The organism is Rhizobium sp. BIGb0125 (assembly GCF_024810055.1).
GTDB lineage: Bacteria > Pseudomonadota > Alphaproteobacteria > Rhizobiales > Rhizobiaceae > Agrobacterium.
Genome location: NZ_JANUDV010000008.1, coordinates 13,888 through 39,133, shown reverse-complemented (window position 1 = coordinate 39,133; position 25,246 = coordinate 13,888). Strand labels below are relative to the sequence as shown.

The window sequence follows — 25,246 nt, the reverse complement described above, 5'->3', positions numbered from 1 at the left end:
TTGGCAAGCATGTGATGCGGCGCGGGCAGAATTTCAATGCCCTGTGTGCGGTTTTCCCGGTATTTCACTTTGTCTTGATTGCGGCAAGGGCCAGTGCGAGTTCTTTCTCATCCAGCGTCACAAGCTTTGCCGTTTCGGTGTAAACCAACGCGCAGATGAAGGTTTTACCCGGGTAGAGCGGCTCAAGAATGCGTTTATAGATAGCGAGCTGCGCCTTATGCGAATGAGGCGTGTCAACATTGCCCTTTGGCGGAACACGGTTGGTTTTGTAATCGATGAGGATAACGTGATCGCCATCCACCGCCAACCTGTCGATACGGCCGGAGACTGCATAGTCGGTTCTGCCAAGGGTCAGCGTTCCCATGATAGAGACTTCTGCACGGCTATTGGCTGAGAAAGCAGCTTTCAACTCCGGATTGGCAAAAACAGAAAGCGTGGTCTCAATCAGATTGTCGCGTTCGCGTTGGGGCCAGAAGCGGGCAGCACGCTCTACATAACGCAAGGCAGCATCGCGGCGTTCTTCTTCCGCAAAATCCGGCAGCATCTGCATCATGCGGTGGATCAACCGCCCACGTTGCAGTGCTATGCCCGAAGACGATGCCTTTTCCGTCGCAAACAATCGCGATGTTACGATTAGATCATCCGCACCATCATCGATTATTGTACCGGCACCGGAGGGGCTGAGAGGTCGCGGCAGATAGGTCTGTGGTGGCAACGGCTCGCCAAGTGCAGCCGGCAGCACAGGACTGTCATGATGTCGAGCCTCTGGCGTGCCTTTTATTTCAGCAGACGCCCCGCCTGTACTTGCCCGCCATAAGAGACCACCCCATTCCTCGGCACCGCTTTTCAGCGTGACCGACTGGCAGCGTGTTTCATCGGGAGCAAGGCTTGCTGAAATCATTGCATGCCAGCAATCCGGATTTTCTTTCGGCCCGCGATATCCGCAGACAATCAAATGATCGGCAGCGCGGGTCATCGCCACATAAAGCAGGCGACGATATTCCTCTTCCGCCGACATTTTCAGACGCGCTTCGTCAGCTTCGGTCAGCGTATTGCTGAAACCTTTGCCGGGTAGCCAGACCGGGAAGGAATTTTCTGTGGCTTCGATAAAACGAAGTTTCGGCAGATGACTGTGGTTGAAAGCCTTTGATGCGCCATCCACCAGAAAAACCACTGGCGCTTCCAGACCTTTGGACGCGTGCACGGTCATGATGCGTACTTCATTACGCTCCTTGTCCTGCTCACGTTTGACTTCCGGTGAATCGGTTTCCAGCACGGAGATAAAAGATTGCAGACCCGGCAGGCCGGCTCGCTCATGGTCGAGTGCAAAGGACAGGAATTCGTCGAGAACGTCACTCGCCTCATTGCCAAGCCGCGCAAGGAACAGTCTGCGTCCTTCATAGAGCGCAAGAATGGCGGCAAAGAAGTCATGCACCGTTGCGGTTTTGGAAAGCGTTATAAAGCCCTGCAGACGTTCCATTGCTGCTTGATAGGGCGAGTGGCTTTCACCGCTGCATAACCGCTGCAGGTGCTGCCAGACGCTTTCATGGTTCTCACGCTTGGCTGCCAGGGTAAAAATATCGTCTTCCGACAGGTTGAACAGCGGGCTTTTCAGAAGTGCAGAAAGTGAAAGGTCATCCTGCGGCAAAAGCACAAAACGCCCCAGCGCCAGTAGATCCTGAATGGCAATGTGGTCGGTCAGCCGCAGGCGGTCTGCACCGGCAACAGGAATGTCGCGTCGTTTTTTTAGTTCGCGGGTCAGGGCGTTAACGAAGGCGTGGCGTTTGCGCACCAGAACGAGAATGTCCCCCGCTTCAATCGACCGGGTCACGCCTTTCTCGGTAATGGTCTGATTGCCAATCATCTCACCGATCCGTGCGGCAATTCGACGGGCTAGAACGGCAGGCGGTGCACTTTCTGGTAGCGAATCGAACGGTGCCGTCCAATCGTCTTCGGTGTCAGCTTGCTCGGCGGCAATCATCTCCCACACTTCAACAGTACCAGCCTGGCCGATGCGGTTGGAGCGATGTTCGACCGGCTCTCCCGTAAAGCTCAGGCCTTTGGCATTTTCCTCATTGGAAAACACCTGATCGACAGCCGACAACACGTCTTCGGTGGAGCGGAAGGAAAGCGGTAGGCGCACCGGATGGAATACCTGCTCGACCGCCGTCACGCGTCGATGTGTGTCGCGGCGCTCCTGCGCAAATCGCTCAGGCCTGGCTCCCTGGAAGGAGTAGATGGATTGTTTTTCGTCGCCCACGGCAAACATTGTGCGGCGTGTTTCACGCGCCGTGCGACCGTTGAAAAAATCGGCTGCCAGAGACTGGATGATGGACCACTGCACCGGGCTGGTGTCCTGCGCCTCATCGACCAGAATGTGGTCAATGCCCTGGTCCAGCTTGTAATGAACCCATGCACCGGCTGTATCGCGGTTGAGAAGTGTTGCAGCACGTTCGATCAGATCTTCAAAGTCCAACTGGCTACGTTGCTTCTTCAGATCCTCAAATTCGGCAATCAGCCTTTCTGCCAGTACAAGTGCAGCGCGGGTTGCAGATAGCATGCGAAGCGTGCGGTAGGTATTGCGGCAGGCCGCCACATGCTCCTTTGCCGCGGCAAAAGCGTCACCCAGTTCCGGTGCTGCTTTCGACATTGCCTTATTGAACAGGAAGGCATCGGTTTTGGGCGTGCCTTTTTCGGTCAGAATGGCCGCCTCGACGAAATCCATTCGTTTGACTGGGTCGCTTTCCTTGATCGCCAGCCGCAGCTGATAGGCAACCACTTCTGCCCGCGCACCGCCAACCTCGTCGGCAAGCGTCAGATAGGCGTCCAGCAATGCACCACTGAGATAAGGTAGGGGCCAGTACGCGCTCGCGGCATCCTGTTCGCTCATGCCGTCAGGAATAGCAAACTCACGTCGCAGTGCCGTATCGATCCCACCGCTTTTGCGGGCCAGTGCCAGAAAGGCGTGAATAGGGTTGCGGCTGGCGACAATGGCGCTCAACAGACTTTCCAGCCCTGTCTCATCACCAATATCCAGAACGTAAGCCAAAGCCTGTGAAAGCTCGCTGTCACGATCACTGGAAACACTGGTCAACAATGTCCGTCCCGCTTCGGCAAGAAGCGTCGAGGCGGCACGATCGTCAAGCACCGAGAAGTGTCCGGCGACATTTGCTTCCAGCGGAAATTGGTGCAGAAGCGCTTCGCAAAAGGCGTGAATGGTCTGGATTTTAAGACCGCCCGGCGTCTCCAGGGCGCGTGCAAACAACCGTCTTGCCTCGGCAAGCTTCAACCGATCCGGCTGCTTTCCCTCAATTGTCGCGATGCGGCGCGCCAGATCCTCATCCGGCAAGGTTGCCCATTCCGCCAGCCGGTCAAACACACGGCTCGACATTTCAGACGCTGCAGCCTTTGTATAAGTCAGACAAAGGATCGCCGATGGGCGGCAGCCAGCCAATAGCAGGCGAATAACGCGTTGTGTCAGAACGTGGGTTTTACCGGAACCGGCATTGGCAGACACCCAGGCAGAACCGAGGGGATCCGACGCACGTGTCTGCTGGCTGACTGTCCAGTCGATCCAGCTTTTCGGATCGTCATTGGCCGGATTATCGATGTCTGTTTCGTAATGCATGGTATCACTCGCCATCGCCGTCTCCCGCCTCTGCGGTAGACCACTCGGAAACCCGGGCCAGATGGTCGTATTCGCCGCCATAGGTCTGCTGCTGCTCGGGAATGAGGCGTGAGGCGAAACCACGTTCGCCGCGTTGCAGAAGTCCTACGAATTTTTCAAGCTGCCCAACCGATTCGATGGCCAGTTCCAGCGCCGACTTCGGCTGCTTTTTGGTCGAGCGGGTCGAGTGTTCGTTGTTGACCTGTTCGGACAGGAAACGTTCGCCGGGTCTCAGGCGCACGTAAACGAGGTTTTCCGGCTCCTGATTGCCAACATTGCGAAACGCGCCGCCTCGCAGTGCAGCGGCTTCCAGCGCCAATTGCGGGTCGAGCAGGGCGCGTGCCTGTTGTACGGAAGGCGACAGTCCGGTCTTGTAGTCGACAATGTCGGCCAAGCCATTTTTTTTCAGATCGATCCGGTCGGCGATGCCGGTGAGGCGAATACCGGCAAGTGGCATTTCCATACCTGCGGGAACCTCGGTGAAAGTACGCCGGATATCATGATGGCGTGCCTTTTCCCATTCGATGAAAGAGTTGGCGACGGCTGCAAACCGCTGCCGCCATACGACATCAATATGTGCAGGTAGATTTTCCGCATCAAAACATGCGTTCAGAATCTGGTGCATGGCCTCATATGAAGCCGGTGTGCCGGGAACATGTTCGGCTGCTGTGTAGCGCTCAATAATGCGGTGATACAACGTACCGCGATCAGCGGCGCCGGGATCTCGGTTGAACTCATCGATTGGATCAAGTCTCAGAATACGGCGTGCGTAAATGGAATAGGGGTCACGCCGTAATTTGCCCACTTCACTGAAAGAATAGCTTTTTGGTTGCAGTTCGGCAGGCGCAATTGGCGAGGGGCGTCTGGCCGGATCTTGCGACAGACCGCTATCCAGCATGGCTGCCCATTGTCGGTAGGGTTCGCCACGCTCTTTCAGTTGTTTTGCGAAATTCGGCCCACCCAGCGCCAGCAGGCGCTGCAGCCAGCGGGAAGCCACAGATGGTGCCGAGCCCTGCCGCAGCGAGCGGGTATAGAATATGTCGCGTGTTCCATTGGCCATGTCGAAATCATGCGCTAATTGACCAATACGGCGCTCCGGTGGTTCCAGCCCAATGGCGGTTTTCATACTGCGTGAAAGGAAAGGATTGTTGGTGGTCTGGCCTGGCCAGACGCCCTCATTCAGGCCCCCAAGGATCATTGTATCCATGGTCTGCAAACGGGCTTCCAGTGCACCGAAAATAAACACGCGAGGATGGCTCATGGCGCGCGGCTTGGTCGATTCTCCCGCCACCAGCGCCATGACAATATCAATCCATTGCGGACCGTCAGCATCCAGAATGTCGCCACTTTCCATCAACTCGCCCAACAGGTTGGCAAGTTTGTCACCGGCCTCTCCAGACCACAGGGCCGCCAGATCTCCGTTTTCATCAACGCAGATCGCTTCCAGCACGCGGCCCGTTCTTTCCGCCCATTGTGACAGGGGCAGACGATCCGTCCGCGGCCTGCCATTTTTGCCTTCGGACAGGAAAGTAGAGGTCAATGGTTCTATTGCTGGCAGGATTTTTTCTGCCAGCAGCGCTGCTTCTGTCGCAATCTCCTCCGGCAAGGCGCTGCGCCACTTTGGCGGATGGCGGTCTGTGCTGTGCTGCAGAAGCTGGTCGGCAAGCAGGCCGCTGATTGTGGCAATGTCGACTTCCTCGGTACCGCCACGCAACGCCAGAAGCTCCAGGCCGGTCATGCCCCGATCGTGTTCTTCAACCGTCGCACCGAACCGTGCAAGTGGATGTTTGAGAAGCGAGACTATCGCGACAGGATCACCCGGCCGCAAAATGGCCTCCAGTGCCAGCTGCAGGATGGTTGATTGTGGTGTCGCTGTCAGTGGGGTACCGGCGGAATCGTCCGCCTCAATGCCAAATCGCGCAAGTTCCGTTGCCACCCGACGGGCGAGTGCGCGGTCGGGGGTGATGAGTGCTGCCTGAGACTGAACGCCATGGCGACCGGGCTTTTCCAGTGCAAGGCGTAACGCAATGGCAATTGCCGTGGCTTCTTCACGCTCATTTGCCGTTTCAATAAGGCAGGCGTTTTCAAACGCCTCTTCGAAAATTGATTGAGGATTTTCATCCCGCCAACGACCCCAGTCGTCGGTGACCTGCGCAGGTGCCATGGCGGCAGAAAACACGGCGGCCCGTTTTTGAAGTGCTGGCGTTGGCGTTGAAAGGGCTTCGACGTCACGACGCAGCACGCCAAGCTTTTGCAACAGGACAAACAATCCATATTGTGGATGTGTACGGCTGGAAGGATCGTCCGGTTCGGTGGCAATCGCCTGCCAGTTCTCTTCGGGCATGTTGGTATCAAGACCCGGAAGTACGACAACACCTTGCGGCAGTCGGGACACGGACACGATCAGATCAGCCGCTGCCGGAATAGAGCCTGTGGAACCGGCAACAATAACCGGGCCGCTATCGGTAAGTTTTGAAAGGCGCTGTGCTTCGGCACGCAGAACTGAATTCATGTGCCGTCCAGACGAAGAACGGTTTAGCTCGTTCAGCCGGGCTGGCCAGAACTGACTGGCAATTCTGAGAAAGTCGGCTGTCAGTTGCCACCACTGCGCATGTTCGCTGGTGTCCAGTTCGCCCAGCCGTTCCCAATCCAGTTCCTCGGTGTCCATGGCATCAATCACCTCGGCCAGCGACCGGGCAAGCCAAATGGCATCGGCAGGGCTGGCGGGTGCGACAAGTGGCGAATCGGAATGCACGGCGCGGATCGCATCAGGCAGGCTGTTTCGCCAGGCTAGGATCAAACGGGCCAGTTCCAGAAGTCTTGCCGTGCCGGAAATTGGTGGAGCAAGATCAAGAAGCGCAGGCATTTCGGCATCAAAAAAACCGCTATCGTCATCCGTTTCACCCAGTGGGCGGATAACCGGAAGAATGGCTGATTTTCCGCCGAGAAGATCCACAAATTCGGAGCGCAGATTACGGGCCGAACGACGGGTCGGCACGTAAATCGTCACCCGTGCCAGCGACAGGGGATCGGTTGGATCGTAACGGTAATCCGGCGTTAGTTGGCCATTGCAGAGTGTTTCCGCAAGCGTCTTCAGAAACGGGCTACCAGCGGCGATGGTAACGATGCGCTGATGATGAGCGGAGCCGCTCATGCCGCAACCTCGCGGTTAAAACGGCGGATCGTCATTTCTGCAGCTTCAATAGCATCCGGCGTACCAACCGTTATCCATTCACCATCTAGCATGGTGCCAAACAGGCGGCCTGCTGCGATCGCCCGGTCGAAATAGATATTCAGATTAAAGGGTTCGTCAGGCGCATCGGCAAGCAACCGCGAATCCATGGCGATGGCACCGGCGTAGACGACAGGATTGTCATCTCCATCACGGTAACGTGCCAGGCGACCATCACTGTCGAGATTGAAGTCTTTTTTGCCATTATGGCCGGTCGTATGCTCCAGCTTTACGCACAGCATCGCCATATCCATCCGATTGCTGTCAAAGAATCCGGCTAATTTTTCGAGCGCAGTCTGTTCGAGGTCAGGGCGTTCGAGCCAGAACAGATCCGCGTTCATCACCATGACCGGGCCGGCTGGCAACAATTTCAATCCTTTGGCCAATCCACCACCCGAATCCATCAACCTGTCGCGTTCATCCGAAATCAGGATATTTGCACGATCATAGTGTGCCAGATGCTGTTCCATTTGCCCGGCATGGTGATGTACATTGATGGCAATGGTGTCGATGCCAGCCTGTGTCAGGGCATCCAGGGCATAATCGATCATCGGTTTACCACCGATTGCCACCAGCGGTTTGGGGGTCGTGTCAGTGATAGGGCGCAACCGGGTGCCAAGACCTGCTGCCAGAACCATTGCATTGCGAATTGTCATGTTGCCTGTTCGGTTCGAGACGTCATTTGTTCAAGCATCAGATGATCCGCAGACCACTCCATCGTGTTCGGTACGATGCTTTAGAGAATGCCGATATCAGCCTTGATTAACCAGTCCCGCAAGGGGGAAAGCCGATCATTTTTTAATACGGCTTTAAGGTACTCCATCGTGCGCGGCATGTGGCGCATATATCCCGGTTTGCCATCCCGTTGCATCAAACGTACCCAGATGCCGGCGAGCTTGCAATTACGCTGTGTCGCCATAATGGCGAAGGTGTCGTGGAACTTCGTTTCATCAAACGTCGCGTCCTGCTGACGGCGCAACACAAGGTAACGTTCGAGAAGCGCGTCTGACAGATCAGGACGTATGGTCACACGTGCATCTTGCACCAACGACGCCACGTCATAGGCAGTTGGCCCAATCATCGCGTCCTGAAAATCAATGATACCGACCTTGCCAGCACCGGTTCTGTCATCTCTCCAGATAATGTTTGGAGAATGAAAATCGCGTAGCAGCAAGTTTGTCTCGCTGTCGGCAAGCTGGTCGATCAGATCGTCCCAGATTGCAAAATATTCGTCGTGCTCATCCTGGGATGCGGCAGACCCACGTTTCCACGGCAGATACCAGTCGATCAAAAGCGACACTTCCACTTTCATGGCGGCGCGATCGAATCCGGGTATTGAATAGGTTTCGCTGTCATCGACCGGCAAAATTCCGGGTGTTTTCAACGCATGTAGGCGTGCAAGACAGGCGACACTTTCCAGATAACGTTCCGCTATAGGGTTGCCCGCTTCATCGAGAACCCCTTCGCGACCGAGATCTTCCAGCAGCAACAGCCCCTTGCCGATATCGGCGGCGTGAATGGCCGGTGCCGACAATCCATTGCCGGAGAGATAATTGCCTATAGCGATAAAGGCCGGTGGCGTTTGCGCAATATGGGCAATTTCCGCATAGGTCTTGCCGTCCTGGATAACAGCGCCTTTGGGCGGTGTCGGCCAGTCCATCAGGATGAGGTTAGGTCCGTCTTGCGGCAGAATGGTTTCATAGGCACGAGTTGACGCGTCACCCGTCAAGAAGCGGCGTTTCGCCGTTCCATGACCAGCTCTTCCGAGAAAATCCGCAATATCCAAAACGCGCTGCAGACGGTCCAGAATGCGGGCAGGGCCTTCCAGTTGCGCAATACGCCCTGTGCCGGAATGCTCCAGCTGCAACGTTAGCAGGCTATTGCGTGGTAAATCCTCTGCTGCAATATCCGGCCACTCGATGAGGCAAATGCCGTCTTTTAGCATTTCATCGAGCCCGAGTTCATCCAGTTCACTGACGTCCGACAGGCGGTAAAGGTCGAGATGGTGGACAGGTATGCGCAGATTGTAGCTTTGTACGATGGTGAAGGTCGGGCTTGGAACTTCAAGCTCTTCGTCGTCTGCCATGGCGCGGATGAATGCCCGCGCCAATGTCGACTTACCGGCTCCGAGATCTCCGACCAAAGCAATACAATCGCTGGGTTTCAAGGTCAGGGCAAGTTGCTCGCCCAGCCGCATCGTGTCCGCTTCTCCTGCCAGTTGGATATGCATGATCGCGGACACGGGTTTGCTCACTCTGCAGCGATAGAGTGCGGGTTGATGTAGGACGGGATACGGCAGGTCACGACCGTGCCTTCGCCCGGCTTGCTGTCGATATGCACTTCACCCTTATGCAGGCTGACAAAGCTTTCAACGATCGAGAGACCAAGACCGGCACCACTGCGACGGCCGCCATTGCCACGGCTTGAGAAACGATCAAACACCGTCTTCAAAACGTCTTCTGGAATGCCCGGACCCTTGTCGGAAACCGAGAAGACAAAATCGCTGCCATTGCGGTTGCAGCTCAGCAGGATTGTCGAACCTTCCGGGGCAAAGTTGGCTGCATTGGTCAGAAGCTTGATCAGGATCTGCTTCAACCGTTGATGGTCGGCAACCAATGTACCGAGCTTCACCGGTGCGGCAATTTCCAGCTCGACATTGCTTTCATGCAGCTTGTCGGTGATCTGTTCAGCCACATCGTCCAGCAAAGAATTCAGATCATTTTCGCTGTATTGCAGCTGCATGATACCGGCGTCCACGGTCGCCAGGTCGAGAATGTCGTTCACGATGGTCAACAGCACGGACGACGATGTCGAGATATGATCGATATATTCACCCTGCCGATCGTTCAGCGTGCCGATGCCCGGCGTCTTGAGCAGATCGGTAAAGCCAATAATATTGGTCAGCGGTGAACGAAGTTCGTAGGAGACGTGCTGGACGAAATCGTTCTTGAGTTCATCGGCTTTCAACAGTGCGTCGTTCTTTTCTTTCAACGCCCGCTCTGCTCTGACGCTGTCAGTCATGTTGACGAAGGTCAGCATGGTCTGTGCGTCTGGCAATGGAATGATTGCATAATCGAGCACCAGCCCGGAAAGCAGTTCCAGCGTACCCTGTTTGGAGCGCCGTTCATCATCAAAGCTGGTGATGAACTGGCTGAATTCCCGCCAGCCATCTGGCTTTTCATAGGATGCAGAGCAAGCCTTTTCGATGGCCTTGATGTGAGTGCCCGGTTCTGCCTGTTCAGCAGTGACGCCCCATAACGCACGGAATGCCGGGTTGCACAGGCGGATGCGCCCATCCGCACCAAACACCGCAACGCCTTCGGCCAGATGGTCGATGGTCTCGCCCTGTACCTTGACCAACGTATTGTAACGGGTCTGCAGGTCCACCTGTTCAGTAAGGTTTTCAAACACCCAGGTTGCGCCGCCCTGCGGATGCGCAGTTGCGATAACCCGCAGTGTCTGGCCGTTTGGCAGGTGCCAGAGATCGGTCTGTGTATCCAGCGAACGATAAACCGAGAGGGCAGATTCTTTCCAGCTCTTCCAGTTCAGTTCTTCCGGCAGCTTGCCGGCTAGTCGCAAACGGTCAAACAGTTCGGAATTGTCAGGATGGCCTTCAAGGAAAACGATATCCAGTTCCCAGAGACGCGCAAATGCCTGATTGTAGAACTGAAGTCGTTGCTGGCCGTCGAAAATCGCCACCGGCGTTGCCAGATGATCGAGCGTTTCGGCATGGCTTTTCAGCGTACGTTTCAGCTCTTCACGAATGGCCTCGGCCTGCGATGTATCAATCGCAATACCGGCAGATCCGCCCGGTGTCTTGACATCGACCACATCAAAGAACGTGCGGTTGCCGTTCACGACTGTGGAAATCCGGTCGGAGAACGGCGATTCCGGCGTGGTGACGGCGCGGATTTTTTGGCGTGTCACGGTGGTCAGAAGTTCACGCTGTTCCTTGACGGCATCGGCGGCATTGCTGGAATCGACCGACTTGCCATAGGCGTGGTTAACCCAAAGCAACTGGCCATCGCTGTTGCGACGCCAAACAGGCTGTTCCAGTGCGTCGAGCAGTTCTTCAAAAGCATTGATGGAAGACAGCAGTCTTTCGCGCTCGATCCGCAGTTCTGCCAGTTCGGCGCGCAGATTGCTAAGCGCAATAAAACGGGCAAATGCTTTGCCACCTGAAACCCGGCCCTGAACCTCGATAACCTCATCGCGGTGGGTTTCAATGGTCAGGTCAAAACTCTGCGCATGGCTGCGCAGCTTTTCAATTGCCTTCTCAAGCTGGCTGGCTGAGCCGGATTTCAACCAGCGGCCAAACGCCAGGAAATCGGCATCATTTTGCGGAGCACCGGTCTCAACAGGAAGCTGCCCGATAAAATCTGGGCGCTTGCCGGTATTTTCCCAAACCACGATTCGGCGGCTCTTGTCGGAAATCAGTGCCTGATAGGTATCAATCTTCTGGTTGGCATCGGCAAGCGCTGTGCGGTAATCGCGGCTTTCCGCCTCGATATTGCCGCGCTGACGCACCAGCCAAACAACCGACAGCAGACTTGCTGCCAAAACGCCAATCACCAGCGAGAAGCCGATGGTCTCGCTGGAGGAGAACAGCCGCTCTCCGCTGGTAATGATGTTTGCTTCCTGTGCCTGCGCAACACCTGCCAGCGTCGTGCCGGACAGGAATGCAACAAAGCGACCACCGAAAACAGAAACCCGGTTACGAGCCGTGCGATAGAACCGCACATGCGCGCCGGATTTTGGTGTGGGGCTTGTTTCGCCCACGTTTTTTTGTACCCGCAGAAGCGAGTTTTTTATCTCTACCGACATTTCCGGTCTGTCTCCGTCCGTTGTGCCGCTCATCGACAAGACATCCCATTTTCGCGTGACGTCCGATCGGAAGCCTCACGAATCAAGAGCTTAAACAATACTGCCTTAGGGAATCTGCGGGAAGGGACTGGGCCAAAAAAGAAATGGCCCGCTTTGTCAAGCGGGCCATCACTATATATTGTGGATAAATTTGATATGGTTAATATCTGTAGTGCTCAGCCTTGAATGGGCCCACTTTTGATACACCGATATAGTCGGCCTGAACGTCAGAAAGTTCTGTGAGCTTCACGCCAAGCTTCTCGAGGTGAAGGCGGGCAACCTTTTCATCGAGGTGCTTCGGCAGCACATAGACGTCGTTTTTGTATTCGCCTGGCTTGGTGTACAGCTCGATCTGGCCCAACACCTGGTTGGTGAAGGACGCCGACATCACGAAGGATGGGTGACCTGTGGCATTGCCAAGGTTCAGCAGACGACCTTCCGACAGAAGGATCATGCGGTTGCCCTTGGCAAACTCGATCATGTCGACCTGTGGCTTGATGTTGGTCCACTTCAGGTTCTTCAGTGCAGCAACCTGGATTTCGTTGTCGAAGTGGCCGATGTTGCCAACAATCGCCATATCCTTCATCTCGCGCATATGCTCGATGCGGATAACGTCCTTGTTGCCGGTTGTGGTGATGAAGATGTCAGCCGAAGAAACAACGTCTTCCAGACGGACAACTTCAAAACCGTCCATAGCGGCCTGCAAAGCGCAGATCGGGTCGATTTCGGTAACCTTGACGCGGGCGCCAGCGCCCTGAAGCGAAGCAGCCGAACCCTTGCCAACGTCGCCGTAACCGCACACGACAGCAACCTTACCAGCCATCATCACGTCGGTAGCGCGGCGAATACCATCGACCAGCGATTCCTTGCAGCCATACTTGTTGTCGAACTTCGACTTGGTAACGCTGTCGTTGACGTTGATTGCCGGGAAGGGGAGAAGACCCTTTTTAGCCAGGTCGTACAGGCGGTGAACACCTGTGGTGGTTTCTTCGGTCACACCCTTGATTGCTTCGCGCTGCTTGGTGAACCAGCCTGGCGATGCCTTGAGGCGCTTCTTGATCTGTGCAACGAGAATTTCTTCTTCTTCAGAGCCCGGGTTGGACAGAACGTCTTCGCCAGCTTCTGCGCGTGCGCCGAGCAGGATGTACATGGTAGCATCGCCGCCATCGTCCAGGATCATGTTGGATGGCTCGCCGTCGGTCCACTGGAAGATTTTGTCGGTGTATTCCCAGTATTCCGTCAGGCTTTCACCCTTGATCGCAAAAACAGGAATGCCAGCAGCGGCAATAGCGGCGGCCGCATGGTCTTGCGTGGAGAAAATGTTGCAGGATGCCCAACGAACATCAGCGCCGAGTTCCTTCAACGTCTCGATCAGAACAGCAGTCTGGATCGTCATGTGCAGCGAACCGGAAATGCGTGCGCCCTTGAGCGGCTTGGAAGCACCGAATTCCCTGCGGCAGGCCATCAGACCCGGCATTTCGGTTTCGGCGATATCGAGTTCCTTGCGGCCAAATGCGGCAAGATTGATATCAGCGACGATATAATCTTTGGTTTCAGTGCTCATGCGTTTCTCCAGATCAGTGAGGTGCGATCCGCACCCCTTGGTGGCAACTGTTGGCCAAGGGGTGTATCAGGCTTAAACCAATCTGGCAATAATGATATAAAGAAGTCTTTATGTCTTTATATGACTTTACGCTTCTTCACCGAAACGGTTGGCAACCAGCGCGTCGAGAGCGGCAAGCGCCTCTTCAGCCTGATTGCCACTTGCTTCCACAAGCACCGTGCAGCCAGGGCTGGCTGCCAGCATCATAAGACCCATTATCGAGGTTCCGCCAACCGTCATTCCGTCTTTTGAAACGGTGATCTCGGCGTCAAATCCGTCAACCATCTGCACGAATTTTGCCGAGGCACGGGCATGCAGGCCGCGTTTATTGATAATCAGCAATTCGCGCGATAATGGCGACATGGGTGTGAAATGTCCGTTATTTTCCGCTCAAGACGCGGCTGGCAACATTGATGTACTTGCGGCCCGCATCGGATGCTTCCTGCAGCGCCTTGTCCATATTGTTCTCACCGCGCACGCCGGCCAGCTTGATAAGCATAGGCAGGTTTACACCGGCAATCACCTCGATTGGACCATTATGCATAACGGAAATCGCTAGATTTGACGGTGTACCGCCGAACATGTCGGTCAGGATGATAACGCCGTTTCCATCATCTGCACGCGCAACGGAATCAAGAATATCCTGCCGGCGCTGATCCATGTCATCTTCCGGGCCGATTGAAACCGCTTCGATCAACTTCTGCGGACCTACGACATGCTCTACCGCATGACGAAATTCTTCAGCCAGCTTGCCATGAGTGACAAGCACAAGTCCGATCATGAAATGCTCCCTTGCACACGCATTCTAATTGCCGACTACCGCAATGCCGCAATTCTGTCCACCGGTGGGTAGCCATCTTGGTGATGAAAACAGGAATCGCAAGTCCAAAAATGAGGCAATCGACGCATTTGTCTTATGCATAAAGCGAATTGCTTACCAATGTCCTGAACCTGGCAAGCGGATTATGGCATTGCAGCGGAATTCGTGTGACGGGCAATTGCCCGCCACAGGGCAACGCATACATCTCGTTTTCCGGCGGCAGTCGCTCATGCGTGTCGTTTGGCGCCAGAACCATCACCGCATAATGCAATGTCGCCTTTTCAATGCTGTCCAGCCGAACAATACCGCTGCCGCGCAACTCCAGCAGCCCTGCAATTGACACAGGGCGTTCAGCGATGATTGTGCCGTCCTGCTGCTGCGAGACAAAAATCTGGTCATCGGCAATCAGTGCCGAGGATTGCCCGGCATAACGGGCTTCCGTCAGAAAAGCGAAGGCCAGGGACGATTTTCCGCTGCCGGATGGTCCAATGAATAAAATGCCGATTTCATCGACGGTGATGGCGGTCGCATGAAGATTGATGCGATCAGCGCTCATGATGCTGTTCAGCGCTAGGCAGGCTCAGGGTAAAGCGTGCACCGGTTATCAAGCCGTGCTGGTCGAGCATGTTTTCTGCCTTCAGAGTGCCACCATGGGCTTCGGCAATCTGGCGGCTGATGGAAAGTCCAAGGCCAGAATTCTGACCAAAGTCTTCCGTCGATGGCCGGTCGGTGTAAAAACGCTCGAAAATGCGGTCGATATTTTCTGCCTGAATGCCAGGACCATTGTCTTCGACGCGGATCACACAACGATCCCGGTGCCGGTAAAGATGCACGAAGATCCGACCATTGTCTTCAGGTACGAAAGAGCGCGCATTCTCGATCAGATTGGTGACGATCTGGCCAAGACGCAGGTCATGGCCGTTGACGACAAAGTTGGTTTTGACGCCAGCCTTGTGATCTGCCTTGTATTCGATTTTGACGGCTTTTTTCTTGGCACTGATTTGCTGAGAAATCTCGACAAGGCTTTTGACAAGCACTTCCATATCAACGGGATTGGCATCGGCACGGGCAAGTTCGGCATCAAGACGCGAGGCGTCGGAAATGTCGCTGATCAAGCGGTCAAGTCTACGGACATCGTGGAAAATGACTTCCGTAAGGCGCTGTTTAGATTGTTCCGTCTTGGCCAGTGGCAGGGTCTCAACCGCACTGCGCAACGAGGTCAGCGGATTTTTCAATTCGTGGCTGACGTCGGCAGCAAAGCTTTCGATGGCATCAATCCGGTCATACAGCGCCGTCGTCATTTCGCGCAAGGCAATGGAAAGGTTACCAATTTCGTCCTGACGGGCAGAGAAGTCAGGGATTTCCTCGCGGGTGCGGGCACCGCGACGCACACGAATTGCGGCAGCTGACAAACGGCGCAAAGGTGTGGCGATGGTCGAAGACAATAGCAATGACAGCACAATGTTGACCAGTGTCGCGATACCGAACACGCGCATGATCGCCAGACGCTCGGCGTGCACAATCTTGTCGATGTCACCCGCCTGTGTCGACAACAGCAGAACACCAAGAACTGCGCGGAAACGCTGTACCGGCACAGCCACCGACACGATCAGTTCACCCTTGTCCGTCACCCGCACCACCGCGCCACGAACACCGGTCAATGCGTTCATGACCTCGGGGTAGATCGAGCCATCACCACCAGGCGCTTCTTTGTATTGAGGAAGACTGCCGGATTGCAGCATGCGGTTAAACAGGCTGGCGAACCAGTCACCCCAGCTTGTCGTTTCATTGGAAACTGGCGGCAGATCAAAACGCAGGACCTGGCCGCGCGAATAAAGGTGGCGCGAATCAAGCAGCAGGTTTGCATCCGCGTCAAACAGGCGGGCGCGTGTGCGGGTAGGGGAAATCAATCGACGTAGAACCGGGGCAACTCGTTCCGGATTGATCGGGAAGCTCAGGTCCTCATCATTGGGAACAGGCGTAATGCTCTGGCCCGCTTGTAGTTCAAGCAACTTTTCCGGATTGATGGTGATCGAGTTGGTATCAACGGACGCCGATGCGGAAATCGCACCGGCAATGATTTCTCCCTGCGTCAGCAGACTTTCGACGCGGGCGTCGATCAGACCTTCACGGAACTGATTGAGGTAGAGAATACCGCCAACCAGAACGACGGTCGCCGCCACGTTGAAAAACAGGATACGGCGAGTAAGGCTGGAAAACACCGCATTGCCGAAGATCCGTCGAATGAGCGTCAACGGGTGAATACGGTGGGGGCGATCCTGCAAACGGTCGTCCGCATCCATATTCTGCGCGTTGTTCTCAAAGGTTTGCTTCAGCAATTCCTGTTCCTTTTCACCGCCCAAGTGAAGAAGGCCAAAACCTCCAGGGTTTTCAGCCTTTTCTTCATCAGCCCCTGAAACCAGTCGCTTTGGACTGGCCATAACAGGGCGGTAACCGTCTCAAACCGGACGTTCTTATAGCCCGTTTAGGCCGCTTCGCGGAAGCGATAGCCTACACCATAGAGCGTTTCGATCATATCGAAGTCAGTGTCAACGACCTTGAACTTTTTGCGAAGACGCTTGATGTGGCTGTCGATGGTACGGTCGTCGACGTAAACCTGCTCATCATAGGCAGCATCCATCAGCGCATCACGGCTTTTGACCACGCCTGGACGCTGTGCCAGCGAATGCAGAATGAGGAACTCGGTTACTGTCAATGTTACCGGCTCACCCTTCCATGTGCAGGTGTGACGTTCCTGATCCATGGCAAGTTGGCCGCGTTCCAGAGTACGGGCCTGCTGGTCAGCGGCGGATTTGGTGCCGGGTACGCCACTTGCGGCGGCCTCACGGCTGCTGGCGCGGCGCAGAATAGCCTTTACGCGCTCCACAAGAAGGCGCTGCGAAAACGGCTTGGTGATAAAGTCGTCCGCACCCATTTTAAGGCCGAACAATTCGTCGATCTCTTCGTCTTTCGAGGTGAGAAAGATAACAGGGATATCAGACTTCTGGCGAAGGCGACGCAACAACTCCATGCCGTCCATGCGGGGCATCTTGATGTCAAAGATGGCCAGCTGCGGCGGACGGGCCAGAAGTCCATCCAGTGCCGATGCGCCATCGGTATAGGTCTCGACCTTGTAACCCTCGGCTTCGAGGGCGATGGAAACGGATGTCAGAATATTCCTGTCGTCGTCCACAAGGGCAATTGTCTGCATAGTGTTTATCTCCATCGTCATCTTCTCTCTCGACATCATACCCAGCCAGGTTGGAGCGCCGTGAGCGTGTTCATGAGTATAAAGGTGGAACAAATTGTGGCAAAGAAAAAGGATGCGACATCGTGCAATCTTCCAAACAGTCGTTTGCACCCGTCCTAAACGCGAAAATCTGCGATTGTTTAAACGATTTAAAATGAAATAAAATATTCTAAATCGATTAATATATTGAATTTATTGATGTATTTTAAAAGATGCTCTTGCGTTTCCGAAAAACGGGTCATACGCTTGCGAAAATTTCAATGGTTATGCCTGCAACAAAAGGAAATTGCTCATGGAGGAGCTTGGAATTCGTAATCCTGCTAATGGAGTATCCGAGCTTGGTCTGGCTGGTGCGTCCAACGTCAAGTACAATCTCATCGAGAGCGAACTTTACGAAGAAGCAATCCGCAATGGTGAAGCCGATGTCACCGCTGATGGCGCATTGCGTGCAGTGACCGGCCAACACACAGGTCGTTCGCCAAAGGACAAGTTTGTTGTCCGCGACGCGGCGACGGAAAACACCATCTGGTGGGATAACAACAAGCCACTGTCTCCTGAAAAGTTCGAAATCCTGCACAAGGACATGCTGGCCCACGCTGCCGGCAAGACACTTTATGTACAGGATCTGCTGGGCGGTGCCGACGAAGACAACGTCCTTCCGGTTCGTGTTGTAACCGAACTGGCCTGGCATGCGCTTTTCATCCGCAACCTTCTGATCCGCCCGCTGCGTGAAAAGCTGGGTTCTTTCAAGCAGAAGCTGACCATCATCAACCTGCCAAGCTTCAAGGCTGATCCAGAGCGTCACGGCGTCCGCACCGAAACGGTGATTGCTTGCGATCTGACCAATGGTCTGGTGTTGATCGGCGGCACGTCCTATGCCGGTGAAAACAAGAAGTCGGTGTTCACTGTTCTCAACTACCTGCTGCCTGCCAAGGGCGTTATGCCAATGCACTGCTCGGCCAATGTTGGCCCGGCAGGTGATTCGGCCGTCTTCTTCGGCCTGTCCGGCACCGGCAAGACCACGCTGTCTGCAGATCCGTCGCGTACGCTGATCGGTGATGACGAGCATGGTTGGGGTGAAGATGGTATCTTCAACTTCGAAGGCGGTTGCTACGCCAAGGCAATCAAGCTTTCTGCAGAAGCAGAGCCGGAAATCTACGCGGCGACCCGTCGTTTCGGCACGGTTCTGGAAAATGTCGTACTGGACGAAAACCGCGTTCCGGATTTCAACGACAATTCGCTGACCGAGAACACACGTAGCGCTTACCCGCTGCACTTTATCCCAAATGCGTCGGAAACCGGTATTGCCGGCCACCCGAAAACCATTATCATGCTGACAGCAGATGCCTTTGGCGTTCTGCCGCCAATTGCCCGTCTGACACCTGAGCAGGCCATGTACCACTTCCTGTCCGGTTACACCGCCAAGGTCGCTGGTACAGAAAAGGGCGTGACTGAGCCGGAAGCAACATTCTCGACCTGCTTCGGCGCACCATTCATGCCACGTCATCCTGCGGAATACGGTAACCTGCTGCGTGACCTGATCAGCCGCCACCAGGTGGATTGCTGGCTCGTCAACACCGGCTGGACCGGTGGTGCTTACGGCATTGGCAAGCGTATGCCGATCAAGGCAACCCGCGCACTGCTGACAGCGGCTTTGACAGGTGAGCTGAAAAACGCCCAGTTCCGCACGGACGCAAACTTCGGTTTCGCTGTGCCGACTTCGCTGGAAGGCGTCGACAGCGCCATTCTCGACCCGCGCTCGACTTGGGCTGATGGCGTTGCTTACGACGCACAGGCCAAGAAGCTGGTTTCGATGTTCGTGACCAATTTCACAAAGTTCGAGGATCACGTCGACAGCAAGGTGCGCGATGCGGCTCCTGGCCTGAAGATCGCTGCAGAATAACAAGTGGATGCAGGTGTTGCGTCTGGAAGGACGCGGCACACTGTAGTTTGGATTCACGTGAAACCCCGGCGATATCTCGCTGGGGTTTCTTTATGCGAAGGCCTTTCACTAGGCTCTCCCGGTTTTCATTTCTGTCGATCTGTGGCATGACGCGCACCGGAGAAAACCGCCCATGGCCAGTGAACCACTTTTTGTCAGCAATCGAATAACGATTTCCGGATGGGAACTGACGGAACAATTCGTGCTGGCGGGTGGGCCGGGTGGCCAGAACGTCAACAAGGTTTCCACCGCCGTTCAACTGTTTTTCAGCGTTGAAACCTCTCCCGCCCTGACTGATCGCGTCAAGACAAACCTCAAGCAATTAGCGGGCCGTCGTCTCTCAAAAGAAGGCGTGTTGATGATTGAAGCCAGCCGCTTCCGCAGCCAGGAGCGCAATCGGGAAGATGCACGTGATCGGTTGAAGGAGTTGATTCTTGAGGCTGCCAAACCACCACCGCCAGTGCGCAAAGCCACCAAACCCACAAAAGGTTCGGTTGAGCGTCGTCTGAAAGAGAAATCCGGACGCTCTGAAGTCAAGAAGATGCGCGGCCGCCCAATCGGTGATTGAAACTGCCATCATAAAACATGCTTGTATTTTGATCAGGCTTACAGTTCTTTAGTGTTTCCGAACATGAGAGGAAATCACCATGGGATTGTTCAGCTTTATCAAGAATGCCGGGAAAAAACTGGGCCTTGGAGGAGATGAAGAGGCTCCGGATGCCGAAGCTGTTAAAAAGGAGCTGGCATCGCACAATCTCGGCACCGACAAGGTGCAGGTAGATGTGGTTGACGACAAGATCGTACTGAAGGGCGAAGTGGCCGATCAGTCCGCCTTTGAAAAAGCCGTTATCGCGGTTGGCAATACACTCGGCGTGTCCAAGGTGGAGGCCGGTGAACTGAAAGTGGCTGCGGCACCTGCGAATGAGCCAGTCTTCTACACGGTTAAAAAAGGCGATAATCTCTGGAAGATTGCCGAAGCCCAATACGGCAAAGGCAAGGGCGCCAAGAACAATATTATTTTCGAAGCCAACAAGCCGATGCTGACCCATCCGGATAAGATCTATCCGGGTCAGGTGCTGCGCATTCCGGCCCTGGACGAATAAACGCATTTCAAAAAAATGGATACAAAAACGCCGCAGATTTCTAGTCTGCGGCGCTTTAGATGTGTGCGGTGATCAAAGCTTTCTTAGTGCCACCGTATCGATCAGATGATTATTGCCCTTGCGCAGAATGAGGTCCGCACGCGGCCGGGTCGGCACGATATTCTGGCGCAGGTTCTTCAGATTGATATTGGCCCAAAGTCCCTCGGCAATCTGCAAGGCCTCTTCTTCACTGATCGAGGCATAACGATTGAAGAAGGAGTTGGGGTCACGGAACGCTGTCTTGCGCAGGTTCATGAACCGGTTGACGTACCAGTTATGGATCTGGTGTTCGTCTGCATCGATATAAATGGAGAAGTCGAAGAAATCCGAAACGATGGGCACGATACGGCCACCCGCGGGCAAATCCCGCGACTGCAGCACATTGATGCCTTCGAAAATCAAAATGTCCGGCTGGTCGATGACCGAATATTCATTTGGCAGGACATCATAGACCAGGTGCGAATAACGTGGCGCCTTGACCTCTGCCTGTCCCGCCTTGATGGCAGACAGGAACCGCAACAATGCACCGATATCGTAGCTTTCGGGAAATCCCTTGCGCTCCATCAGGCCTTCGCGTTTCAAGACAGCGTTTGGATAGAGAAAACCGTCCGTGGTGATCAGATCCACCTTTGGGCTGGAAGGCCAGCGTGCCAGCAGTTCTTTCAATATACGGGCTGTGGTGGATTTTCCGACCGCAACCGAACCGGCAATGCCGATGACGAAAGGCGTCTTGTTGACATCGGACATGTTGAGGAAGCGGTTGCGCTGTTCGAACAGCAGTTGCGATGCTTCAACATGGGATGACAGAAGGCGCGATAGCGAAAGATAGATACGCCGCACCTCATCGAGATCGATCGGGTCATCGAGTGAACGTAATCGGCTGACCTCGTCGGCCGTCAGTGTCATCGGCGTATCGGCGCGGAACTTCGCCCATTCTTCCGAAGAGAAGAAATGGTAAGGCGAATAATCATCGGCTCGGAAATGGTCGAGTGTACTGGTCGTCGGCATGCGCCTCTCCTCTGCGTGCCCGGCTTGATCAAGCCGTGGGACGCGACGCCTTTTCCTGAAGACCGGTCTGCGCCGTGCGGCGCTCCAGTTCCTCCATCACTTCCGTGAGCGGAATATCGGCAATCTTCAACACCACAAGTAGGTGGTAGAGAAGATCGGCGCTTTCCTTGGTCAGTTCAGTGCGGTCATTGGAAATGGCGGCAATCACGGTTTCGACCGCTTCCTCGCCCAGTTTCTTGGCTGCACGCGGCTGGCCTGCCGCAAAAAGTTTGGCCGTCCATGATTCGTCCGGTGACGCCGCAGCGCGCGCAGCGACGATACGTTCCAGATCGGCAAGGGAAAAACCGCTCATGATGTGTTCCTGAGGCTTATATCAGTCCAGACGCATGGCAATGCCATGGTTGGCCATATACTGTTTGGCTTCGCTAATGGAATAGAGACCAAAGTGGAAGATGGAAGCGGCGAGAACGGCAGTTGCGTGACCATCACGAACACCAGCTACCAGATCATCGAGGTTTCCAACGCCACCGGACGCGATAACCGGCACGCGAACCGCGTCGGCAATCGTGCGTGTCAGCGCAATGTCGTAACCGCTCTTGGTACCATCCCGGTCCATGGACGTGATGAGCAGTTCGCCAGCGCCGCGTTCCACCATCTTGATGGCGAATTCAACGGCATCGATGCCGGTCGTCTGGCGACCGCCATGGGTGAAAATTTCCCAACGGTCAGTTTCACCCGGAGCCGAAACCTTCTTGGCGTCAATCGAAACAACGATGCACTGGTTGCCGAATTTGTCGGCAGCCTGTGCCACAAAATCCGGATCCTTCACTGCTGCGGAATTGATCGACACCTTATCGGCGCCACACAACAGCAGCTTACGGATGTCGGCAACGGCACGAACGCCACCACCGACGGTTAACGGCATGAAACAGTGATCGGCCGTACGGGAGACAACGTCAAAAATGGTGTCGCGATTGTCCGACGAGGCGGTAATGTCGAGGAAACAAAGTTCATCGGCACCGGCGGCGTCATAAGCTTTTGCCGCTTCGACAGGATCGCCAGCATCGATCAGATCAACAAAGTTGACGCCTTTGACAACGCGACCGTCTTTTACATCAAGGCAGGGGATGACACGGGCTTTGAGGCTCATGCGCGTGCCTCCTTGATCAGCGCTAATGCTTGCGCCGGATCGATGCGGCCATCATAAAGCGCGCGACCGGAAATCGCGCCCTCCAGTTTGGCTGCGTCCGGTTCCAGCATACGTTTGACATCATCAATCGAAGCGAGACCACCCGAGGCGATCACCGGAATGGAAACGGCACCGGCCAACTCCAACGTGGATGGCCAGTTGATACCGGTCAGAATTCCGTCACGGTCAATGTCGGTGTAGATGATTGCGGCAACACCGGCGCCTTCAAAACGCTTGGCAAGTTCAATCACACCAAGTTCTGAGGCTTCCGCCCAGCCTTCGACAGCCACCTTGCCACCCTTGGCATCGATGCCAACGGCAACCTGTCCCGGAAATCGTTTGCAGGCCTCGATGACAAGCATTGGATCACGCACGGCGACGGTGCCGAGAATAACGCGAGCCAGCCCGCGCGACAGCCACGCCTCAATATGGTCAAGCGTGCGGATGCCGCCACCAAGCTGCACAGGGTTTTTGGTTGCCTTCAAGATGGCGTCTACCGCAGCACCATTGACGCTTTCACCGGCAAAGGCGCCGTTCAGATCCACCACATGCAGCCATTCAAAGCCTTGATCTTCAAAGGCCTTAGCCTGAGCGGCAGGGTCTGGATTGTAAACGGTGGCCTGGTCCATATCGCCGAGTTTCAGGCGTACGCACTGGCCGTCTTTAAGGTCGATTGCGGGAAAAAGGATCATGTCAGGGCTTCCAGCGCAGGAAATTGGAAATAAGGGCGAGGCCAAGCGTCTGGCTTTTTTCAGGATGGAACTGTGCTCCGGCCATGTTGTCGCGGCCAACAAATGCAGTCATCGCCCCGCCGTAATTGGTGGTGGCGATAACGTCATCATGGTTCGTCGCTGCCAGATGGTAGGAATGCACGAAGTAGGCGTGCAGACCGTCTTTTCCGGTTTTGATGTCGTTGAACAACGGGTGAGGGTGTTTCACATCCAGCGTATTCCAGCCGATCTGCGGAATTTTCAGGGTCTTGTCGTCCGGTGTCATTTCAACGACGTCGCCCTTGATCCACCCAAGCCCTTCAGAGGTGGTTTTCTCAAGACCGCGCGAGGACATCAGCTGCATGCCAACACAGATGCCAAGAAACGGCCGTGCCTTGTGTTCGACAACGTCCTTCAACGCCTCCAACATGCCGGGAACGGCGTTGAGGCCGGCGCGACAATCTGCATAGGCGCCGACGCCGGGCAACACAACACGGTCAGCTTTCGCCACAACGTCTGCCTTGTCAGTCAGTTCGATCGTGGCGGCAATGCCAGCTTCACTTGCGGCCCGTTCAAAAGCCTTGGTGGCCGAGCGCAGATTGCCCGAACCGTAGTCGATGATTGCCACACGCATGTCAGCGCCTTCCACTGAAATCGAACTGGAACAGTCCAGCTGCATCACTGTCTGCAAGGCGGGAGACACCCTGCGATGAGGTTTTCCATTCCGGTTTTACAACAGCCGTCTCTGGCGACGGCTCGTCTGCGGCCATGGAAAAATGAATGGTTTCGGCAGTTGCCAGATCGGGAGCGACGATAATGTCTTTCGTTTCCCAACCCTTGGCGGTCAAATGTCGGATAAGCAGGTTTCGACCCTCAAAACCGGTCAGCAGAGCAAGGGTCAGCGCGCAGAGAGCACCCGCGACCTCAAATCCGCTGACTGTAGACAGGGCACCGGCGAGGATCTGGACCACAATGGCAAGGACCGCAAACAGCCACAGGCGGTTCGCACCAAGCCATATCCACGGCACGATAAAACCAAGCCAGGAAAAGCGGTCGGCAACGAACCGAGTAGAAAGCCCTTGTGGATAGGCTCCATCGGGCGCTTCAAGAACGAGATAGCTTGTCATGGCTTTCCTGAAAAATTTTAGAGCGGCTGAAAGGCGTCTTGCCTTCCTGCCTGCTCAGACATTCAGGCCAGCATGCCCTTGGTAGAGGGTACGCGACCTGCCTGCCGTGGATCGATTTCCGTTGCGGTGCGCAGCACGCGGGCAACGGCCTTGAAGCATGTTTCGGCGATATGATGGTTGTTAGCGCCGTAGTGGTTGAAAATATGCAGGGTTATACCGGCGTTCTGTGCCAGTGCCTGGAAGAACTCACGCACCAACTCGGTGTCGAACGTGCCTATTTTCGGCGCGGAAAAATTGACGTTCCACACGAGGAATGGCCGCCCGGAGATATCGACAGCCGCTTTGGTCATGGTTTCATCCATGGCAAGGTCAAGCGAGGCATAGCGCGTGATACCGCGGCGATCTCCCAGTGCCTTGGCAATGGCCTGGCCAATGGCAATGCCGGTGTCCTCGACCGTATGGTGATCGTCGATATGCAGGTCACCCTGTACCTCGATTTCCATATCGATCAGCGAATGGCGGGCAAGCTGGTCCAGCATGTGGTCAAAAAAGCCGACGCCAGTCGAAATTTTTGATTGTCCGGTCCCGTCGACATTTACGCGCACCGATACCGATGTCTCGTTGGTCTTGCGGGAAATCTCACCCTTACGCTCTGCCATTCTGGCTGCTCCATGCAAATGATGGCCGTTCCTT

The 25,246-nt window shown here is 55.1% G+C and carries 21 protein-coding genes; 3 read left to right on the top strand and 18 right to left on the bottom strand.

Features of this window, described 5'->3' with window-relative positions; genetic code table 11:
• Positions 1–64: 64 nt before the first annotated feature.
• The 11 genes from addA to chvI all read right to left on the bottom strand — a co-directional run bounded on the left by addA (position 65) and on the right by chvI (position 17,396).
• A complete protein-coding gene (gene addA, locus M2418_RS21060) occupies positions 65–3,643 on the bottom strand; it encodes a double-strand break repair helicase AddA (RefSeq protein ID WP_405049459.1) in 3,579 nt (1,192 codons plus the stop codon).
• Positions 3,633–6,821: a double-strand break repair protein AddB gene (gene addB, locus M2418_RS21055; RefSeq protein WP_259148924.1), complete on the bottom strand. Its 3,189-nt coding sequence runs from the start codon at positions 6,819–6,821 to the stop codon at positions 3,633–3,635. Before addB ends, addA begins: the two co-directional genes overlap by 11 nt.
• Positions 6,818–7,555, bottom strand: coding sequence for a nucleotidyltransferase family protein (locus M2418_RS21050; protein ID WP_259148922.1), 738 nt, complete (start codon positions 7,553–7,555; stop codon positions 6,818–6,820). The genes addB and M2418_RS21050 overlap by 4 nt, the downstream gene beginning before the upstream one ends.
• Before the next feature lie 80 nt (positions 7,556–7,635).
• The gene (gene tsaE / locus M2418_RS21045; RefSeq protein ID WP_250984345.1) at positions 7,636–9,129 is read right to left on the bottom strand and encodes a tRNA (adenosine(37)-N6)-threonylcarbamoyltransferase complex ATPase subunit type 1 TsaE; all 1,494 of its coding nucleotides are present in this window, start codon (positions 9,127–9,129) and stop codon (positions 7,636–7,638) included.
• A gap of 20 nt (positions 9,130–9,149) precedes the next feature.
• The gene (locus M2418_RS21040) at positions 9,150–11,723 is read right to left on the bottom strand and encodes an ATP-binding protein (RefSeq protein ID WP_405049462.1); all 2,574 of its coding nucleotides are present in this window, start codon (positions 11,721–11,723) and stop codon (positions 9,150–9,152) included.
• Between the two features lie 199 nt (positions 11,724–11,922).
• Positions 11,923–13,326, bottom strand: coding sequence for an adenosylhomocysteinase (gene ahcY / locus M2418_RS21035; RefSeq protein WP_259148921.1), 1,404 nt, complete (start codon positions 13,324–13,326; stop codon positions 11,923–11,925).
• 126 nt (positions 13,327–13,452) lie between these two features.
• Positions 13,453–13,728: an HPr family phosphocarrier protein gene (locus tag M2418_RS21030; protein ID WP_192490618.1), complete on the bottom strand. Its 276-nt coding sequence runs from the start codon at positions 13,726–13,728 to the stop codon at positions 13,453–13,455.
• A 16-nt stretch (positions 13,729–13,744) separates the two neighbouring features.
• The gene (locus M2418_RS21025) at positions 13,745–14,146 is read right to left on the bottom strand and encodes a PTS sugar transporter subunit IIA (protein ID WP_192490619.1); all 402 of its coding nucleotides are present in this window, start codon (positions 14,144–14,146) and stop codon (positions 13,745–13,747) included.
• A gap of 133 nt (positions 14,147–14,279) precedes the next feature.
• Entirely contained in the window at positions 14,280–14,741 is a 462-nt protein-coding gene (locus M2418_RS21020) for an HPr kinase/phosphorylase (RefSeq protein WP_250984118.1), read from the bottom strand.
• On the bottom strand, positions 14,731–16,488 hold the full coding sequence (locus tag M2418_RS21015) for a stimulus-sensing domain-containing protein (RefSeq protein ID WP_405049461.1): 1,758 nt from the start codon (positions 16,486–16,488) through the stop codon (positions 14,731–14,733). Before M2418_RS21015 ends, M2418_RS21020 begins: the two co-directional genes overlap by 11 nt.
• Before the next feature lie 182 nt (positions 16,489–16,670).
• Entirely contained in the window at positions 16,671–17,396 is a 726-nt protein-coding gene (gene chvI / locus M2418_RS21010) for a two-component system response regulator ChvI (RefSeq protein WP_192490622.1), read from the bottom strand.
• Between the two features lie 331 nt (positions 17,397–17,727).
• Here chvI and M2418_RS21005 point away from each other — a divergent pair, with 331 nt between their 5' ends.
• The 3 genes from M2418_RS21005 (at position 17,728) to lysM (ending at position 20,480) form a co-directional block, all read left to right on the top strand.
• The gene (locus M2418_RS21005; protein ID WP_250984117.1) at positions 17,728–19,338 is read left to right on the top strand and encodes a phosphoenolpyruvate carboxykinase; all 1,611 of its coding nucleotides are present in this window, start codon (positions 17,728–17,730) and stop codon (positions 19,336–19,338) included.
• Positions 19,339–19,510: 172 nt separating this feature from the next.
• Complete coding sequence (arfB, locus tag M2418_RS21000; protein WP_250984116.1) at positions 19,511–19,945, top strand: alternative ribosome rescue aminoacyl-tRNA hydrolase ArfB; 435 nt, start codon at positions 19,511–19,513, stop codon at positions 19,943–19,945.
• Positions 19,946–20,024: 79 nt separating this feature from the next.
• On the top strand, positions 20,025–20,480 hold the full coding sequence (lysM, locus tag M2418_RS20995) for a peptidoglycan-binding protein LysM (protein ID WP_259148920.1): 456 nt from the start codon (positions 20,025–20,027) through the stop codon (positions 20,478–20,480).
• Positions 20,481–20,552: 72 nt separating this feature from the next.
• Here lysM and coaA read toward each other — a convergent pair whose 3' ends face one another.
• The 7 genes from coaA to hisB form a co-directional block, all read right to left on the bottom strand.
• Positions 20,553–21,527, bottom strand: coding sequence for a type I pantothenate kinase (gene coaA / locus M2418_RS20990; protein ID WP_250984115.1), 975 nt, complete (start codon positions 21,525–21,527; stop codon positions 20,553–20,555).
• 28 nt (positions 21,528–21,555) lie between these two features.
• A complete protein-coding gene (locus M2418_RS20985; RefSeq protein ID WP_250984114.1) occupies positions 21,556–21,879 on the bottom strand; it encodes a phosphoribosyl-ATP diphosphatase in 324 nt (107 codons plus the stop codon).
• A gap of 21 nt (positions 21,880–21,900) precedes the next feature.
• Positions 21,901–22,677: an imidazole glycerol phosphate synthase subunit HisF gene (gene hisF, locus M2418_RS20980; RefSeq protein WP_259148919.1), complete on the bottom strand. Its 777-nt coding sequence runs from the start codon at positions 22,675–22,677 to the stop codon at positions 21,901–21,903.
• The gene (gene hisA / locus M2418_RS20975) at positions 22,674–23,408 is read right to left on the bottom strand and encodes a 1-(5-phosphoribosyl)-5-[(5-phosphoribosylamino)methylideneamino]imidazole-4-carboxamide isomerase (protein ID WP_192490629.1); all 735 of its coding nucleotides are present in this window, start codon (positions 23,406–23,408) and stop codon (positions 22,674–22,676) included. The genes hisF and hisA overlap by 4 nt, the downstream gene beginning before the upstream one ends.
• Position 23,409: 1 nt before the next feature.
• Positions 23,410–24,060 carry an imidazole glycerol phosphate synthase subunit HisH gene (gene hisH / locus M2418_RS20970; protein ID WP_250984111.1) on the bottom strand — a complete coding sequence of 217 codons (651 nt, stop codon included), beginning with the start codon at positions 24,058–24,060 and terminating at the stop codon, positions 23,410–23,412.
• Position 24,061: 1 nt separating this feature from the next.
• Entirely contained in the window at positions 24,062–24,553 is a 492-nt protein-coding gene (locus M2418_RS20965) for a DUF2628 domain-containing protein (RefSeq protein ID WP_259148918.1), read from the bottom strand.
• Positions 24,554–24,615: 62 nt separating this feature from the next.
• Positions 24,616–25,212: an imidazoleglycerol-phosphate dehydratase HisB gene (hisB, locus tag M2418_RS20960; RefSeq protein ID WP_259148917.1), complete on the bottom strand. Its 597-nt coding sequence runs from the start codon at positions 25,210–25,212 to the stop codon at positions 24,616–24,618.
• Between the last annotated feature and the right edge of the window lie 34 nt (positions 25,213–25,246).